14 protein-coding genes are annotated in these 19045 nt (G+C 37.5%); 3 read left to right on the top strand and 11 right to left on the bottom strand.

The window, feature by feature from the left end; genetic code table 11:
• Nucleotides 1-119 precede the first annotated feature (119 nt).
• From GHC26_RS15045 to pdhA, 9 genes are all read right to left on the bottom strand, one after another.
• Nucleotides 120-1886, bottom strand: coding sequence for a methyl-accepting chemotaxis protein (locus GHC26_RS15045; protein ID WP_163972076.1), 1767 nt, complete (start codon nucleotides 1884-1886; stop codon nucleotides 120-122).
• Between the two features lie 215 nt (nucleotides 1887-2101).
• Nucleotides 2102-3460: a sodium-dependent transporter gene (locus GHC26_RS15040; protein ID WP_163972075.1), complete on the bottom strand. Its 1359-nt coding sequence runs from the start codon at nucleotides 3458-3460 to the stop codon at nucleotides 2102-2104.
• 270 nt (nucleotides 3461-3730) lie between these two features.
• A complete protein-coding gene (locus GHC26_RS15035; RefSeq protein ID WP_163972074.1) occupies nucleotides 3731-4897 on the bottom strand; it encodes a Leu/Phe/Val dehydrogenase in 1167 nt (388 codons plus the stop codon).
• Between the two features lie 44 nt (nucleotides 4898-4941).
• Nucleotides 4942-6015: a butyrate kinase gene (gene buk, locus GHC26_RS15030; RefSeq protein ID WP_163972073.1), complete on the bottom strand. Its 1074-nt coding sequence runs from the start codon at nucleotides 6013-6015 to the stop codon at nucleotides 4942-4944.
• Nucleotides 6016-6028: 13 nt separating this feature from the next.
• A complete protein-coding gene (locus tag GHC26_RS15025) occupies nucleotides 6029-6934 on the bottom strand; it encodes a phosphate acyltransferase (RefSeq protein ID WP_163972072.1) in 906 nt (301 codons plus the stop codon).
• Between the two features lie 102 nt (nucleotides 6935-7036).
• The gene (lpdA, locus tag GHC26_RS15020; protein ID WP_163972071.1) at nucleotides 7037-8443 is read right to left on the bottom strand and encodes a dihydrolipoyl dehydrogenase; all 1407 of its coding nucleotides are present in this window, start codon (nucleotides 8441-8443) and stop codon (nucleotides 7037-7039) included.
• A 7-nt stretch (nucleotides 8444-8450) separates the two neighbouring features.
• Complete coding sequence (locus tag GHC26_RS15015; protein WP_163972070.1) at nucleotides 8451-9755, bottom strand: dihydrolipoamide acetyltransferase family protein; 1305 nt, start codon at nucleotides 9753-9755, stop codon at nucleotides 8451-8453.
• 29 nt (nucleotides 9756-9784) lie between these two features.
• Entirely contained in the window at nucleotides 9785-10762 is a 978-nt protein-coding gene (locus tag GHC26_RS15010; protein ID WP_163972069.1) for an alpha-ketoacid dehydrogenase subunit beta, read from the bottom strand.
• Entirely contained in the window at nucleotides 10762-11871 is a 1110-nt protein-coding gene (gene pdhA / locus GHC26_RS15005; protein WP_163972068.1) for a pyruvate dehydrogenase (acetyl-transferring) E1 component subunit alpha, read from the bottom strand. Before pdhA ends, GHC26_RS15010 begins: the two co-directional genes overlap by 1 nt.
• A gap of 1062 nt (nucleotides 11872-12933) precedes the next feature.
• On the opposite strand from pdhA, the gene GHC26_RS15000 reads away from it, so the two are divergent.
• Complete coding sequence (locus GHC26_RS15000) at nucleotides 12934-13845, top strand: LysR family transcriptional regulator (protein WP_163972067.1); 912 nt, start codon at nucleotides 12934-12936, stop codon at nucleotides 13843-13845.
• A 106-nt stretch (nucleotides 13846-13951) separates the two neighbouring features.
• Here GHC26_RS15000 and GHC26_RS14995 read toward each other — a convergent pair whose 3' ends face one another.
• Nucleotides 13952-15760: a coiled-coil domain-containing protein gene (locus tag GHC26_RS14995; protein ID WP_163972066.1), complete on the bottom strand. Its 1809-nt coding sequence runs from the start codon at nucleotides 15758-15760 to the stop codon at nucleotides 13952-13954.
• Between the two features lie 2 nt (nucleotides 15761-15762).
• Nucleotides 15763-17709, bottom strand: a complete 1947-nt coding sequence (locus GHC26_RS14990) for an efflux RND transporter permease subunit (RefSeq protein WP_226376961.1) — start codon at nucleotides 17707-17709, stop codon at nucleotides 15763-15765.
• A 277-nt stretch (nucleotides 17710-17986) separates the two neighbouring features.
• On the opposite strand from GHC26_RS14990, the gene GHC26_RS14985 reads away from it, so the two are divergent.
• Nucleotides 17987-18553 (top strand): TetR/AcrR family transcriptional regulator, encoded by a 567-nt coding sequence (locus GHC26_RS14985; protein WP_163972065.1) that lies wholly within the window; start codon nucleotides 17987-17989, stop codon nucleotides 18551-18553.
• A 192-nt stretch (nucleotides 18554-18745) separates the two neighbouring features.
• The gene (locus GHC26_RS14980; protein WP_163972064.1) at nucleotides 18746-18955 is read left to right on the top strand and encodes a hypothetical protein; all 210 of its coding nucleotides are present in this window, start codon (nucleotides 18746-18748) and stop codon (nucleotides 18953-18955) included.
• The last annotated feature ends 90 nt before the right edge of the window (nucleotides 18956-19045 follow it).

Below are 19045 nucleotides of genomic sequence, written 5' to 3'. Positions count from 1 at the left end.
AAAAGCCTAAATTCTTTTTACCACAAAGAATTCAGGCTTTTTTATTTATTAAGAGGCGTTGCAACAGGACGCTTGAGACCTTAGCCGACTCGGTCCTTTTTATCCTCTTGAACACGTACTTAAAGTTTAAACTTATGAACCATTCCATTTAACTCCTCAGCTAGTTTGGCTAATTGTTCTGAGCTTGATGCTACTTCTTCCATTGAACTGTTGGTTTGTTGTGATGATGCAGAAACCTCTTCTACACCCGCAGCGGTCTCTTCGGAAACGGCTGAAATTTCTTGGATCGCGCTATTCATTTGTTGACTATTTGCCGCAATGTCTGATAAATTTTCAGTTACTATTTTTACGTTATCTACCATATCATTTAGTGCGTCACGTATTCCATTAAACTTTTCACCCGTAGTTCTTATTTGATCTGTTCCTTCTCTTACTTCTTGATAACAACCTTGGAGAGATTCGGTTACTAAATTTGTTTCATCTTGGATACTTGTCACAATTTCTGTAATGTCAGTTACTGATTCGGATACTTGTTCAGCTAACTTTCTCACTTCATCTGCAACAACAGCAAAACCTTTCCCATGTTCACCTGCTCTTGCTGCTTCAATTGCTGCATTTAACGCTAAGAGATTCGTTTGGCCAGCAACATCCTTAATAACAGAAACTAATTTGGATATTTTTTGGGATTGTTCCTCTAAATTTTCTACCTTTTGTACTGCTCCATGGACAATTTGATCAATTACTGCCATTTGTTTTGTTGAGGTTTCCATTAATTGTTGACCTTCATTTGTCATTCTCAGTACTTCAGTTGATGACTGTTGAATATGTTCACCATTTTCATTGGCATCTTGAACGTTAGCAGTAAATGTATTCATTGTAGTAGACATTTCACCTGCATGATTCGCCTGCGTCTCTGTACCTGATGCGATTTCTTGCATGGTTGTTGCCACTTGTTCTGAACCAAGTTTTACCTCTTGTGCCGATTGGGTTAATTCTTCACTATGACTGCTTACTGTTTCGGACACTTTATTAATTTCCTTTAATAGTTCCACCATGCTATGACTCATTTCATTTGTCGCCACAACAAGTTGTCCTATTTCATTAGTTGATTTCACTTCTAGAGCTTCATGACTCAAATCACCTTTTGCGATATTTTTCATTCGCTCCATCACTATTTTAATTGGATTTGTTATTCTTCTTGTTATTATTAAAGAAATTATTATCGCGATAATGATCACAACCGCTAAGCTAATCGTAATGGGCAGAATGATCGCTTGGGCTTTGTTTTGAAATTCTGATTCACTTACTGTACCAGCCAGAATCCAACCTGTAGTCGGATTTTTGACAAAGCCAGTAATTTTCTTATCACCCTCAAATTCGTATTTAACGATGCCACTCTCACCAGTCTTTACAATATCTTTGTAGTATTCCTCTTCAGACACGTCTTCCCCAACATATTCTTCATCTGGGTGGGCCAAAAAGTTGCCTGAATTGTCAAACGCAGCAGCATAACCTGTTTCCCCAATTTCGATCCCTTTAATCATTTCAATAAGCGTATCAATTACAACATCAGCACCTACAACACCAGCTAATTTATCATTGTGATAATACGCTTTTGCTGCACTTACAACGGTTTTTCCCGTAACTTCATCCACATAAGGTGCAGTCCATATTATTTCTCCATCTGCTTCCATGGCATCTGCATACCATTCTCTATCTTTTACATTAAAATCCGCACCCACATCTACCTCAGGGTAAATAATAAAATCTCCCGTTTCCTCAAATCCTGTATAAATATTTTCGATAGAAGAATCACTTTCTCTTGTTTCCTGTAAGTCTTGAAATATTTCTACTTCATTTTCTGGTTGATAATTGGTTAATTTCATCTGATTATAACCAACAATTCCCATCATTTTAATATGTAATAGAATTATTTTACATAATTGTATAGTACCCCCAGCAACATCAAAACACACTTTATTCCTGATAAAAATAACCGCACGAGTGGGGTGCGGTTATCATAATACTATTGATATACGTAACAACTTTATGAAAAACGCCACTCGACAAAATACGACAATTTTCGGGTGGTGACAGGCACCTAAATATCAAATAGCAAGTTGAAGACTCCTAACGTATAGAGGAATACGATAACAATGGTAACTGGAACGACATAGCGCATTAGTGCCCACCAAATCGAGTACCATACTCCAGCTAGGCTGTTCCCCATAAAGAACTCTTTTTTCATTAACGGCCTGTCCATCTTAAACCCAATAAACAAGGCGATGAGGAGACAGCCAAGTGGGAACATAACATTACTTACAAAATAATCAGTAAGGTCAAAGATGTTTTTATCAAATAGTGTTATGCCATCTAGAACACCGGATGAAAGACCTGCTGGAATACCAGCTAAAAAGATAATTAGACCTGCAGTCCAAGTAACTTTTTTGCGTGAGCGTTTTTTGTTTGATGTAAACGCTGCTACTAAAATCTCTATCATCGAGAATGAAGAGGTAAGTGTTGCAAATAAAAACAGTAATAAAAATAGTGTTAAGAAAAGCTCACCAAAAGCCATTTGACTGAAGACAGCAGGCAAAACAACAAACAGTAAACTTGGGCCTTGTGCTGGCTCCATGCTAAACGCAAATACTACTGGAAAGATGAATAAACCTGCTAAGATCGACACCGCAACATTCATTAATGTAACGATACCCGCAGAAGTAGGTAAGCTTTCTCTTTTACCTAAATAGGAACTATAGGTTACCATCACGGAAACACCAACAGATAATGCGAAAAATGACTGTCCTAATGCGTAAAGTAATCCATCAGCTGTCAATTGTGTGAAATCTGGTTTTAAGAAGAACCATAACCCTTCCATGGCACCATCCAATGTTAAAGCTCGAATAATCAGGATGATGAAAAATATAAATAAGAGTGGCATCAAATATTTAGCTGCTCGTTCGATTCCATTCTTAATTCCTAGTGTTAAAACAATAACATTAATAAGGATAAATGCTGCTGTACCAACGAGTGATATCCATGGTGAGCCTATGATGTAGCCGAAAGTATCTCCATAATTGGCTCCATCTTGAATAACAAAACCAAAAATTGACATTGCCGTGTACGTAAGCACCCAGCCGCCAACTACGGTATAGAAAGACAGTAATAAGAAACTACTTACTAAACCAATTTTTCCAATTACGTTCCAAGTACTATTGGGTGCTAACTTTTTATAGGCAGAAACAGCCTCTTTCCCTGACCCGCGACCAATTAGAAATTCTGATATCAGTAATGGCAACCCAATTAATAGTGTGAAAATAATAAAGATAATGAGGAAGGCTCCACCACCATTCATTCCTGCTACATAAGGAAACTTCCAGATTGCTCCAAGTCCAATTGCTGAACCTGCTGCAGCAAAGATAAACCCGAGCTTCGAAGACCATTGATTCTCATTTTCCATTTTAACTCCCCCTTAATTGTAAAAAGCTAAGACTTTATAAATATAGCCCCTCTATCCCTAACCTTTATAGGTCTTAATATATAAAATGTTCTGAATATTTTATATAAAATATCCTGTAAATACTACAGTACACTCGATGCTTAAATTCTCTTAATTATGCAGTCTAATACCTGACTTAGATTATGAATTTGTATATCCTAAGCAGGCTCGTTAGACAGCAATAATGCTGTCTAACTTTCACCTGTTCAGTATACTTTCTAGCTAATCGTTTTATTGTCTAACATTCCATTTTGGTCGACGTGCGCGTGCGAAGAAATTATTTAGACTGCTTCCCTCTTCAATTCGCTTTTCACATTTACGGTTTGCGGCTTCTAATGTTGTAATAGAATCTAGATGGGATTGTTTATAGATATCTAATAATGCATTGTAAATTTCTTTTGTTTTGATTAATACACGTTCATGGTTTGCTCCATAAAGCTCATCTGCTACTTGGATAAGTCCACCAGCATTTACGATATAGTCTGGTGCGATTAGAATTCCTTTTTCTTGAAGTTCTTGTCCATGACGCTCCTCTTCAAGTAATTGATTATTTGCTGATCCACAAATTGCTTTTACTTTTAGCTGATCAATTGTCTCATCATTAATAATGGCACCCATTGCACATGGAACAAAGATGTCAGCATCCACTCCGTAAATAGCATCACTTTCCACAACTTCAACAGAGCCTTTTTCTGCTTCAGCTTTTTGTTTAATTAATTCAAGAGCTTCTTTATTAATATCTGTTACATAAAGCTTAGCACCAACTTCAAGCAAGTGTTCGGCAACTTTAAATCCTACTTTACCCAACCCTTGAATGGAATATGTTTTACCACTGAGATCATCCGTATCAAAAAGATATTTACTTGTAGCTTTTAGTCCATAGATGACACCTTGTGCTGTTGGGATGGATGAATCTCCACCACCACCATAAGCTTCAGGAATTCCACAAACATAATTCGTTTCATTCATTACACTAACAAAATCATCCATCGTTGTACCCATATCTGTTCCAGTGTAAAAACGACCATTTAATGAATCGACAAATTGACCGAATGCTCTAAATAGTGCAGGTGATTTGTCCTTGGCTGGGTCACCAATTATAACTGCCTTTCCTCCACCAAAGTCTAAACCAGCAGCAGCACACTTATGTGTCATTCCTTTAGATAATCTTAATGCATCTTCCAATGCTTCATCTACAGAGTTATATTGACGCATCCGTGTTCCACCAAGTGCTGGTCCTAATGTTGTATCATGAATCGCGATAATTGCCTGTAAGCCTGTTTTTGGATCATTACAAAATACTACTTGTTGATGTCCAGATATTTTTTCAAACATATCAGGCTCACCTCCATTATGAATACCGTTTTCCACCTTTACGTTTTCTTCAGTTACTTTCATCTAATCTACCTCCTTAGTTTTAGCTAACTCACTAAATTCATGAATTAATGCACCATTTCAAAGATATTTGCCTTTTCTTCGTTCGTAATAACCCTTTTTGCTCCCATCGCTAATGCTTCTAATTCATTTTCGCCAGGAACAATTACGACAGGGGCTAAGAATCCAACATGCGATTCAATCCACTCTGTAATTCGATTGGAATGTGCTAATCCACCTGTAATGATGACACCATCGATATCGCCTTTTAGAACTGCCGCCAATTCACCTATTGCTTTACTACTTTGGTAAGCTAATGCCTGTAAAATCAGTTCTGCCTTTTGATCACCATTATCGATTCTTTCTTCAATTTCGATCGCATCATTTGTATTAAGGTACGAAATGAGGCCACCTTTTTTCCGGTAAAGCGCATACATTTCTTCTTTAGATTTTTCATAGCATAGATTGATAACTTCTTTAATTGGTAGGCCGCCTGTTCTTTCAGTAGAAAGTGGACCTTCGTCATCAGAAATTAAATCAATCATACGTCCTTTTTGATGGGCACTTACAGTCGATCCACCACCTAAATGTGCAACGACAAAGTTTTTATTGTAATAGGAATCACCCATTTCTTTTGCAACTTTTATGGCAACTGAACGCATGTTTAACGCATGACCAATACTTTTTCGTTCAAGGCCATTTAACCCTGAAATTCTAGCAATATCTGTAAACTCATCAACGGTTACAGGATCATAGATGAACGCGCGGCAACCATCTTTTGCCATTTCTGTGATTCCTTTTGCTAAAGGAGCACCAAGGTTTGATGCGTGTTCAAGAACTGGGCTATATTTCAGACAATCTAGCATATCTTGATTGACCTCATATGCACCAGATTTTACAGGTGGTAATAGACCACCTCTTCCAACAACAGCATCCAATACTTTAGTGTCTACATTGTGTTTTTTAAGTGTTTCAAGGATCGAACCTAACCGTAATTCGTACTGGTCATTGATGTTTGCATAGTCTTTTAATTCTGCTAAAGAGTATGTTATGCTTTCTTTGAAAACAATCTCTTCATCTTTAAACAAACCAATTTTCGTTGAGGTCGCTCCTGGATTAATTGCTAATATATTGCTTCCCATATCTTCACCACACTTATTTCTTTTCTGATAATACGATCGATAAAATGATCGAGTTGAATTTTTCTTCCGTTGTTGAGCCTCTTGAAGTAAGAATGATTGGTACTTCAGCTCCAAGCACTGCACCAGCCATTTTTCCATTGGCCGTAACAGAGAACGCCTTTCCTAAAAGATTTCCTGCTGTAATGTTTGGCACTAATAAAATATCTGCATCGCCCTGAATTTTTCCTTGATAGCCTTTTGCTTGGGCAATTTCTTCACTCAAGCTTAAATCTAACGAAATTGGACCTTCGATAATACATCCTGGTATTTCACCATTTTGATTCATTTCCTTTAACTGTTTACCTTCAACAGAGTCCTGGAGCTTTTCGTTAACCTGCTCTGCCGCTGATAATGCCGCCACTTTCGGTTCTTTGTAGCCAAGTTGATGAAAAACAAATAAAGCGTTATGAATAATTTCCTTTTTTTGTTCTAAAGATGGCTCAAGCACCATACCACCATCTGTACTTAGTACCAATTTAGAGTAGTTAGGCAACTCATATAGAGCAACATGGGAAAGAACTTTACTTTTCCTGATTCCTTTTTCCTTATTAACAACCGCCTTTAGAAGGTCTTTCGTTTGTATTTTCCCTTTCATGATGATATCAGCTTGACCATTTTTGGCTAACTCTACGGCTTTTTCAGCTGACTCTACATCACTTTGTGTTTCAATTATTTGTACATCATCTATCGTTTGTCCAATTGAATCGATCATATCTTTTATTTTGGAAGCATTCCCGATTAAAATCGGCTCAACATATTGTTTTAATGAAAAAATACTCTCTAATGAATGTTGATCCATGGCATTTACAATCGCAATTTTCTTTGGAGTTGATTCTTTATCAAGTAACTTCGATAATTCATCAAAATTCTTTATGCTCATCCATTTAGGCTCCTTCCGTAATAGACATATTAATTTCTGCTGCTTGAAACCTATCATTAGTTGAAACTATCTCACTATAACGAATACCATCTAATTGAATAATTAAATATGAATTGGCATACCTAGTGCTAATTCAGCAGCATCCATCACTGTCTCTCCTAATGAAGGGTGGCTATGAATCGTGAGAGCAATATCCTCCACGCTAACAATTTGTTCGATAGCGAGTGTAAGTTCAGCAATAATATCACTTGCACCAACTCCAACGACTTGTGCTCCAATTAGGACTTTATCTTCTTTCGTTGTCACTAAGCGAACAAATCCATCTGTTGCATTCAGTGATAATGCACGCCCATTTCCATTTAATGGGAATTTAAATGCCTTGGCTTCGTATCCTTTTGCTTTGGCCTCTTCCAGTGTAAGTCCTACTGAGGCCATTTCTGGATCTATAAAGCATACAGAAGGGATAGCACCATAATCTACGCCTACATTTTTACCTGCTATTGCCTCAGCAGCCACCTTCGCTTCATAGCTCGCCTTATGTGCCAATGCAAGTCCAGGAACAATATCACCAATAGCAAAGATATTCTTCTTATTTGTACGACCTTGGTCATCAACAGGGATAAGACCACGTTCCCCTACCGTGATACCCGCCATTTCTAGGCCAAGCTCATCCGTATTTGGTCGACGTCCGACAGAAACCAACACATAGTCGGCATCTACAAATTTTTCTTCACCATTAACTTCATATGTCACAGTTACACCATTTTCAGTTTCAGTTGCCTCTTTCGCCATAGCATTCGTTTCAATCGAGACATTTTTCTTCTTAAAGCTATCAAGTGCATATTTGACCATGTCCTTATCAAAATTAGGCAAGATGGACGAGCTGCCTTCCAAAATAACAACTTCAGAACCAAAATTAGCATAAGCATTTGCTAATTCACATCCAATATAGCCGCCACCTATTACAACTAATTTCTTTGGTACTTCGGTAAGGTTTAAAGCACCTGAGGAGTCAATTACTCTTTTTCCAAATTTAAACCCATTTATTTCAATTGGACGACTTCCTGTTGCAATAATTGCATGGTTAAAAGAGTAGGTTTGCGCACTGTCCTCTTGAATTACTCTTAATTGATGATCATCAACAAAAAATGCTTCACCTCGTAAGATTTCTACTTTATTTTTCTTAAGAAGCATTTCGACACCTTTTGTTAGTGTCGCAACAACCTTTTTGTCTTTCCATGCTTGTGTTTCAGAAAAATCTAATGTTACCTCTTTTGACTTAATACCAAACGTTTCTGAGTGTAGAGCATCTTGATAGTGATGACCTGCGCTAATTAAAGCTTTTGATGGGATACAACCTACATTTAGACATACACCACCAATATGCTCTTTTTCAATAATCGCAACTTTTTGTCCCATTTGTGCTGCACGGATAGCTGCTACATAGCCACCTGGACCAGCACCAATCACTACTGTATCAAGATCAATAGCAAAATCTCCTACAACCATTTATTGATCATCCTTCCACTAAAAGTATTTCTGGATCAGCGATTAATTCTTTTAAGTCATTAATAGCTTCTTGTGCTGTTACACCATCAATGACGCGATGGTCAAATGAGAAGGAAAGCTTCATGATTGGAGCAGCAACTATTTCCTTATCTTTGTTTACCACAGCCTCATGTTCGATTCGACCAATTCCCAAGATGGATACTTCAGGTTGGTTAATAATCGGTGTTGACCAAACCCCGTTCGTTGCAGCAGCTCCAACATTTGTAATGGTTGTGGAACCATTGCGCATATCTTGAGCTCCTAATTCCCCTTTTTGAGCCTTATCAGCGTATTCCGTAATTTCTTGTGCGATTTGTAAAATGGTTTTCATGTTCGCATCTTTAATATTAGGGACGAATAGTCCATGATCTGTATTGGTTGCAATCCCAATATTGAAGTAATTTCTATAAACGATCTCATCTTCGTTAACATACGCATTTAATGCTGGGTACTTACGTAATATTGCTACTAAAGCCTTCACAATGTATGGCATAAACGTTAGTTTAATACCTTGCTCAATAGCTCTTTGTTTGAACTTCTTACGATGCTCCATCAGTTTAGACACATCAACAGCATCGAAAACAGTTACATGAGGTGCTGTTGTTTTGCTTTTCACCATGGCCTTGGCAATCGCTTTGCGTGTTGGTGACATTTTTTCGCTTCTTTCCATTCCTTGCATTGGTGAAACAGAAGCTGCTCTTTCAGTTTTTTCTGTTTGTTCCACCGTATTTTTATCCTGTTGGACGGAATCATTTGTTGTTGTTGATCCTCCAGCAATAAACATATCGATATCTTCTTTTGTTACACGGTTATTTTTCCCAGTTGGGGTAACCGAGCGGAGATCAACGCCTTTTGCGCGTGCATAACGACGTACAGAAGGAATCGCCATTAATCTAATATCAGGGTCTGTACTTTCTGGCTTTTTACTTGCTGCGGTATCTACTGTTTCCTGCTCTTCGGCCTTCACTTCTTCTTGTACAGAACTATCAGTAGCTTGTGCTTCACTAGTTTCTGATTGTTCATTACTTCCTGTTCCTTCTGTTTCAATTTCAACGATCACATCACCAACGTTAGCTACTCCTCCCTCTTCAACGAAGATTTTGCTAACAGTTCCCGTTACTGGTGATGGTAACTCCATTACTGTTTTATCATTTTGGATTTCCAGTAATGAATCATCTTCTTTAATCGTTTCTCCAACGGTAACAAACCATTTAACTATTTCACTTTCGGCTATCCCTTCGCCTATATCAGGTAATTTAAACTGAAAACTCATGGAAGTATGCTCCCCTTTCTATGATTAAATTAAAAGTCTATTACTTCTTTTACTTTTTCTTCAATATCTTCTGCATCTGGTAGCCAAACCTCTTCCGCCTGGCCAAATGGGAAAACAGTATCCGGTGCTGTAACACGACTGACAGGTGCTTCTAGATATAGGAAGATTCGTTCTGCTATTTCAGACATAACACTACCCATAACTCCTGCTTGACGTTGTGCCTCTTGTACTGCAACAACACGTCCAGTTTTCTTGACGGATTCAATAATCGTTTCCATATCAACTGGGGCAACGGTTCTTAGATCGATCACTTCCACTGATATATCTTGTTTTTCTAGACTTTCAGCTGCTTTTACGGATTCTTGAACCATTGCGCCATATGCGATAACAGTTACATCAGATCCTTCGCGTGTGATAGCAGCTTTATCAAGTGGCACGGTGTAGGCACCATCCGGAACTTCTTGGCGGAATGAACGATAAAGTTTTAAATGTTCTAAGAAAATAACTGGATCATTGCTACGAATAGAAGAGATTAATAACCCTTTAGCATCATATGGATTACTTGGTATTACTACACGCAAGCCAGGTGATTGTGCTACTATTCCTTCAAGGCTATCTGAATGAAGTTCTGGTGTATGGACTCCTCCACCATATGGAGAGCGAATCGTTACTGGGGCAAAACGTTCACCACCCATTCTGTAACGAATTCGTGATAATTGACCCATTATGGCATCCATCGCTTCAAATGCAAAACCAAAAAATTGAATTTCTGGAACTGGACGGAAGCCTGCTAACCCTAAACCTACAGATGCACCAACAATAACTGATTCCGCTAGAGGCGTATCGAAAACTCTTTCTTCTCCAAATTTTTCTTGAAGGCCTTCTGTTGCTCGAAATACGCCGCCATTCATACCGATATCTTCACCAAAAATTAAAACGTTTTCATCTCTCTCCATTTCAAGACTAAGCGCATCTGTAATTGCTTGTACCATTGTTTTTTGGGCCATTATAATCTCTCCTTTCCTTCATATATTTTGATTTGTTCTTGTACATTTTGAGGAGCCTCTTCATACATCTTCTTAAGAAACATCGATATTTTTTGAGGTTCTTCTTTGCCCATTTCCTCAATTGCTTGTTTTATCTGTGCCTTTGTATCTTCAATAATTTCGTTTTCTTTTTCTTCTGACCATAAACCTTTTGCTGTTAAGAAGTTCCGCATACGAATTAAGCAGTCACGTTTCTCCCATTCTTCTAGGATCTTATTTTCCCGATAACGCTTCGGATCATCTGACATTGTATGTGGTCCATATCTAAAAGTAATCGTTTCAATTAACACAGGGCCATTTCCAGCAAGTGCGTAATCACGTGCTTCTTTTACTGCACGATAGATTGCTAGAGGATCCATACCATCCACTTGAATTCCTGGAATTCCAGCCGAAACAGCTTTTTGTGCTAATGTTTTTGCTTTTGTTTGCTTTGCTCTTGGAGTAGAAATTCCATAACCGTTATTTTGAACAATGAAAATTGCTGGTGAGTTGTATGCGCCTGCAAAGTTAATTCCTTCATAGAAATCACCTTGTGAGGTACCACCGTCACCTATATATGTCATAACAACATTATTTCTGTTACGTTTTTTGAAACCTAATGCAACACCTGCTGCCTGTATATATTGTGCACCAATAATTACTTGTGCTGGCATTGCAGCAAATTCATGTGGGAATACGTTTCCTGACATGTAGCCCTTATACCATAGGAATGCTTGTTTTAAGGGCATACCGTGTTGTACCAGTGGTGGCAAATCACGATAAGTAGGAAGTAAGTAGTCCCCTTCTCCTAGTGCATATTGACTAGCTAATTGACTTGCTTCTTGCCCACCAGAAGGAGCGTAGTTTCCTAATTGTCCTTGGCGATTTAAAATCGTTACTCGTTGGTCATAGGTTCTTCCCCAAACAAGTCTTTCCATTAGTTCAACTAATTGATCGTCCGTTAAATCAGGCATTAAATCAGCGTTAACCACATTGCCATCCTCATCTAATACCTGATACATAGGAAAGTTATTTTCAATCGTATTGATTTGTGAATCAAAATCAAACGCTCCAACTTTCTTTTTAGTCATTTCATACACAACCTTTCTTCACCGTTATTAAACTAATCTTGAAAACGCTTTAAAAATTACGCTAAAAATGCTACTATGATGATAAATATATAGTTAAACCTTTAATCAAATTTTGAAAGCACTTAGCTACAAAATATCTATCAAACAAGCTATAATTTCTCAAACATTTTGGTAGCTCATTACTAACTATTCTTTGGATGAAGCGCTTTCACATTTGATTTTAAACCCTCCATATAAAGGAGTAAAATTGAATAAATTTATAGGGTCATAAAATAGTTTTATTTGCTAAATAAATACTTGATATAACGGCTTTTTGGGAGGAGCAATCCGTTCTTGTGGTCTCATGTAGGGATTCTATTTCCGTGACAAAAGTCACCCTATAAATCCTATCCCTCTATGTGATAGGCAGTCTTTGTATGGGTAGTCCATACGAACTACAGGACTTTTCTTTCAGAAGGTGTAAATTCGACCAAATGAACCTATACTGTTTTTTCAAGCATATCTTCACGTGTCTAAGTAATGTAATCATATAAAAAGGCTATATTCGCAAACTTTGTTATTTTGCTTACCATCGGAGTTTTTATAGATTGCTACGTAATTTTAGTGAATTATAGTTTATTTGGAACATAAATGATACGAATTGGAATGCACAAATCAGCGTAGGAAAAACACGAAGACTCCTGCGGTTCGTCGGCTAACATAGGTCACACCTGTGGCGGGCGCCGACACTAGAACGTCCTGTTCGTCGCAGTGGCCTAAGTGAGACCCCACAGTGCGATATCAATCTTTTTTTGCGAGGAGTGCGGCAGCATTGTACCACATTCAACACGACGAGCACGAGGAGGCTCACGGGACACCCGCGGAAAGCGTGGTGTTTTTCCGAAGCGGCGATAGCTCTATCATAATATCAATTTACGTCGAAATTCACATCAACTATTCATTAAGATTCATACTTGAAAAAGCAACAGTCTTTTAGAAACAGAAACAGCCTTTAAAAAGTTCAATTAGGAATGAATTACCAAATTAACTAAAGCCTAAATAAGATGTATGGGGGGATGTAATATGGATATTAGACAACTGCGTTATTTCATTGCTATTGCAAATGCTGGAAGCTATTCAATTGCAGCAAAAAATTTGTTTGTTACACAACCTACCTTAAGTTGGACAGTTCAAAAGTTAGAGAGCGATTTGAATACAAAATTGTTTTATCATGCGGATCATGGCATTGAACTTACAGAAAACGGAAAAATTCTTTTTGAGTATGGAAAAAACATTGTGAAAGATATTGATGATTTAACCAAACAAATTCGAGAAAATAATAATGTTGTAGGAGGCTCCCTAAAAGTCGGATTAACTGTTCTCTTATCAATGCGTTATATGCAATCCATTTCCGAATTTATGTCCTCCCATTCCCATTATGAAATTACGTTAATTCAAAAAGGTTCAAAGAGAATCCAAGAAATGGTTTCAACTGGAGAATTAGATTTAGGATTAGTATCATTTCCGGTATATTACGATAACCTCGAAGTGGAACCTTGTGCTTCACCATTCCCCTCATACGACGTGTCAGTATTTGTCAGCAAGGAAAATTTACTCTCTACAAACAAAAAGCTAAAGCTAAAAGATTTAGCTTCAGAAAAGTTCAGTATCCTAACTTGTGATTTTACTTTGGGGAATCTCATTTATGATCGGTGTAAGGAAGTTGGATTTGAACCACATGTAGTTTTTCAAAATGAAAACTGGGAGGTTCTCTTAGAAAATGTTGCACTTACAGATAACGTGACAATATTACCCACTGAACTTGTGAAAAATATTAAACCAAAAGATGTTAAATCGATAAAGCTTGACGATAAAATCGGGAAGATAAACATCGGATTTGTAAAACGGAAACATGAAAAATTATCCCAACCAAATTTACTTTTCTGTCAAGCGATTAAACAAGGCATTCAAGCACAACAAAAAATTTCAAAATAAGTTCTTGAACTGTCAATCGGTCGGCCCTATAAGAGACCATAATTAAAAGCCTAAATTCTTCTTATTAAAGAATTTAGGCTTTATAGTTAACAGCTCCATCAGATACTTATCTAAACAAATCTAGGAATCGCTCCCAGATTCCTTTTTCCTCTTCTTCTTGTTTTTCTTCCTCATCGTCTTCCTCTTGTTTAATGTTTTCTGTTTTGATTACAAATTGTACATTATCTACCTTTTCATTTTCAGCTGATACAAATGAAACAGCATCAAAATCTGATTTATCATATTCATTAATCATCTCATCAATTTCATCTTGCATTTGATCTGGTAAATCATTGGTCGAATCAGCTAACTCTTCTGTGCCATCATGAAGCTCACTTACCCCGTCTTCCATTTCAGTTGTTCCATTTTTTACTTCTGTGAAGCCGTCATGGATCTCACCATAGGAAGCCGATAATTCACCGACACCATCTGTGTATTCAACTAAGCCTGAGTGGAAGTCTTTATAATTAGATGATAATGCACTCAACCCTTCTTGTAATTGGGTGATCGAATCATCCATATCCATCTCATCTAAACTTTCTTCCAATCCACTTGCCATTGTTTCCAGATTGGTTCGCATGGTTTTCAATGATTCTATAACTCCAGCTAATGTCGGGTTCACCGCTTGAAAGGCTTCCTTCACTTCCGAATAGATCACTTTCGTTGTAGAAGCTGCTTGATACGTTTCTAGTAATTGACCAATAGCTTCGTTCTCACTGTTTTGAAATTCGGCTAAATCTTCTGGTGCAACATCTGTAGGGATATTCTCTATCGACTCATCCAATGCAGCATAGGCTTCCGAGTATTGTTCTTTAAAACCAGCTAAGCTATCTTCTGTTTCTTTCATGCCTTCTGCAATTTGATTAAGTCCTTCTACTAAATCCTCAAATTGCCCCAAACCCATTTCACTAGAATTTGTTTCTAAAGCCTTGCTCATCTCTTCAAGCGATTGATCAATGGCTTCGGACCCTTCTATTAAGTCTGTAGAACCTTTATCGATTTCTTTCGTTCCTTCTTGATACGATTCAGATCCTTCATGCAAATCAGCAATACCATCACTTAATTCGGATATCCCGTCATTAAGTTCCCCAACCCCGTCATTAATGTCTGTTGTGGCATCTGATAAAGATTTCATATCATCTGTCATCTCATCAGCATCTGGTGCGTCAATGGACATGGAAGATGGCAGTGCTGTTATTTCCATACTTTCCATTTCCAAATCGGTTACATCTGCTTTAATTACGAAGCTTTCTTCACTTTCAGGCATCACGGTATATGTTACTTGTTTATTTTTACCTGCATTTGCTACCATGCCATCCTTTGCTTCAATATGCTGAAAGATTTCAGAGTCTAAAGGAAGCGAAAGTTGTAGCATATAATTCTCGAAAAAGACCGAATCAACTTCTTCATTTGCAGTAATATCGATCTTCATTTCAAACTTACCATCTTGACCTACTAGTTCTTCGGGATTTACCGTTTCCCCATCTAATTTATACGAAACAGCGATATCCCATGGTAATGGTTGACCATCTATATCTCCTTGATAATAAAATTGATCTTCTGTTGCAGTAAACGTTACTTGGTCCTCATTTAATGTGATCTCCTGTAAGTTCGTCAAATTTTCAACACTGGCATATGGACCATAATCTACCATTTTTCCAGGTTCATCTATTGTAAAATTATTAACGACATACATATCCTTTTGTTCACCATTTGCACGTAATGTCGCATATACAATTTCATTTTTCTCAGAATAAGAGCCTTCCGTTTGCGTACTGTCCTCTGAGGATTCTTCATTCGTTGTATCTGCGACAGCGAATGTTGGTATAACGAGCAAAAATACCAAGAACACTGCGATGATGCGTTTCAACCTCATCCTCATTCCCCTTTCTCCTTATAAAAATTTGCTTTTAGTGTTGTTCTTTTAATCAGCCGATCAAATATAACTAACGTAGCCGGTAGGACGAACACAACCATTAGAAACGCGAGTAACGCACCTCTACCTAATAGTAATCCGATTGAAGACACAATTGGGTTTGATGATGTAAACGATAAAATAAACCCAACACTGGATAAAATGGCAGCAGAGATAAAAATCGCAAAAATCTTACCATCAATGGTTTTCTTAATGGCCTCTAAAGCCTTCATTTCTTGACGATGGTTTCGATAACTCTCCGTAAATAGGATACCGTAATCGACTGTTGCTGCAAGTTGTACCGTACTGACAATTAAATAACCGACATATACCAATGATGAATCCATAAAGTATGGGAATGATAAATTTATCCAAACGGCAGATTGAATCGTCAATAGTAAGACAACAGGGATTGATATCGATCGGAATGTAACGAGAAGCACGATCGCAATCGCAACAATCGTGAGTGTATTCACAACTGTGTTATCTTGTTCAACGGTGTTTTTCATATCATATAATGTTACACTTTCACCAACTAGATGAACCTCATCATAATAGGATTCAGCTGTATCACGAACCTCCTCAATTAGCGAAAAAGCTGCATCACCTTCTGCACCTGTTTCGGTGTTGAGTATGATTCTAGTGTAGTTCTCCGAATAAAATTGTTCTGTCATCGACTCTTCTAAATAATTAGGTGGAATTACAGAACTGACGGTGTTCACATAGGAAATCACACTTGACACATTAGGGAATTCCTCTAAATGTTGCACGATTTCTTCTTCCTTTGCGATATCCCCTTTTGGAACAAGTAATACCATTGTCGTATTTTCCCCAAACGCTTCCTGAATAGCGGCTGCATCTGCACCAGCTCGGGTTGTTTCTGGCTGGTCACCTGTACCATATAAAAAGGATGTTTCGCTTTGTGCTAAAAATGCTGGAATGATAAGGATTAATATTAAAATAAAACTTGGAATTCTAAACTTCATAACCCACTTGCCGATATTTTTAAAGTTCGGAACAAATGGTTTGTGTTGAGTACGATCAATCCACTTGTAAAACAAGAGTGTTAAAGCAGGTAAAAAGATCATAACACTGATAAAGCTTAGAGCAATTCCTTTTACAAGGTTAAGGCCTAAGTCAGCACCAATTCCAAAGTCCATAAATGTCAGTGCGATGAAACCGAAAAATGTTGTCGATGCACTAGCTGCAATAGCTGGAAATGATTGTTTCATGGCTAGTCGCATCGCTTCATTTGGATCAGCTACTTGTTTCCGATAATCTGAAAAACTATGCAGCAAGAAGATCGCATAATCCAGCGAGACCGCCAGCTGCAGGATCGGTGCTACAGATTGTGTAACAAACGAGATTTCTCCGACAAAAATATTCGTTCCTAAATTAATTAAAACCGAAATTCCAATCGCCGTTAAAAAGAATAATGGTTCCATCCAAGAATTCGTGGATAGAATTAAAATGATGATAATGATTGGAACTAATAACAAGGCTGCATTTAAAGACTCTTGACCAGCCATTTGTTGTGATGTCGCCGTGTCTACTGCTTCACCTGAAATGGCGTTTTCCTCACCAATTAGGTTATAAATTTTATCGGTAACTTCGACTTCATCACCTTCGCGAATATTTATCGAATATAGAGCATTTTCCTCCTTATAATACGATTCAACCGTATCTTGATTCGCCATTTCGAGTGGCGCTTTTACATCAATGGAATCATCTAACCAAGTCACGCCAGTAACACCATCAATGGACTCTAGTTCTTCTTTGTATGCTAACGCTTCTGTAATCGAGACATCACGTACCATGACTCTTGCATTCGCAATTGGATCATCAAACTCTTCTTCCATTAAATCCATTGCATTCGTGGATGGTGTATCTTCTGGTAAATAATCAACCATATTGTAATTAACAGAAACACCGAATTGCACAATCGTACTGATGATGGCAATGATGATAAATGTGATTACAATGGGTTTTTTATGTTTAATAATTCTTGCTGACGGATCGATAAGGCTTCATCCTTTCTTGCAATATAACCTTCACACACTATATCATTATAATAAACACTGTGTTGGATAATCAACAAACAGTTTTATAAATTACGTCAGCAAAGCAACATTTTAGGAATTTGTGTTGGATTTTCACAAAATAATTGCAATAGGGAGGATCATCAACTTGAGTGAAAAATTAGATCGCCGTAAGAAATATACCCGTCATGTATTAAAGAATAGCTTGATTCAGCTATTAGCGAAAAAGCCTATTACCTCGATTACAGTAAAAGAAATCTGTGAATTAGCTGATATTAACCGCTCCACTTTTTACACCCATTATGCCGATCATTACGACTTGCTGGACAAAATTGAAGAAGAAATAACCGAGGACATGAATGAATATTTAAGCAGCTATCGTTTTACGATCGAAGAAGAGTCACTGCAAATGACACAAAAATTATTAGAATACATTACCCAGAACAAATTCATGTTTCAAACGTTATTAAACAAAAATGGGGATCCTACCTTTGAACAACGACTCATGCATATCGCACAACGCTTTATGATGAATTCTTGGCGAAACGGGAATGATGTGGATGAACTATATTTACGTTATTTAAGTACCTTTGTAGTAAGTGGTGCCATCAATGTTATAAAGGATTGGATTGAAAATGACATGGATCAATCACCTAAAGAAATGGCCTTTTTAATCAATGACTTTACGAATTACGGAGTGTCTTATATGGAGTAAGCTTTTTTAGGACAAGGACTGTTTTGCTTGGGAATGGGGACGGTGCACTGGGATTTGCGATGATAACGGAATGACGATTCATCCAGGAAAACTAGGCGGTTCCGCTATTAATGCAAACATCTATCGAAATATCATATTACGCTAAAAAAGTGGAAGAATAACGTTTATCATCATGATAAATGGAGGTCAATCATGAAAAAGAAAAGTTTTTTTGAACAACAAATGGACAATGTAAGACAAGAGACAGACAATCCTGCAGTTGTGAATGATGTTGTCAATACAGAATTTGAACAGTATCCAGGACATAACGAAAGCCTAATGGAAGATTATCCATTAACTCCTTTGCAGGAAGCTGTACGTGATAACACAGATGGAAAAACATGGATCAATTTAGACGAATAATAACAAAAGCACGAAAAACAGGTACCTTTTCCACCCGCATTTATGAGGGAAAAGGTGCCTATCCTAAAGTTTAAAACGCTGCCTCGAACT

Source organism: Oceanobacillus halotolerans, assembly GCF_010993955.1.
Classification (GTDB): Bacteria; Bacillota; Bacilli; order Bacillales; family Amphibacillaceae; genus Oceanibacillus_A; species Oceanibacillus_A halotolerans.
Note: the sequence above shows the minus strand (reverse complement) of the source record. Positions and strands in the feature narration are given on the sequence as shown.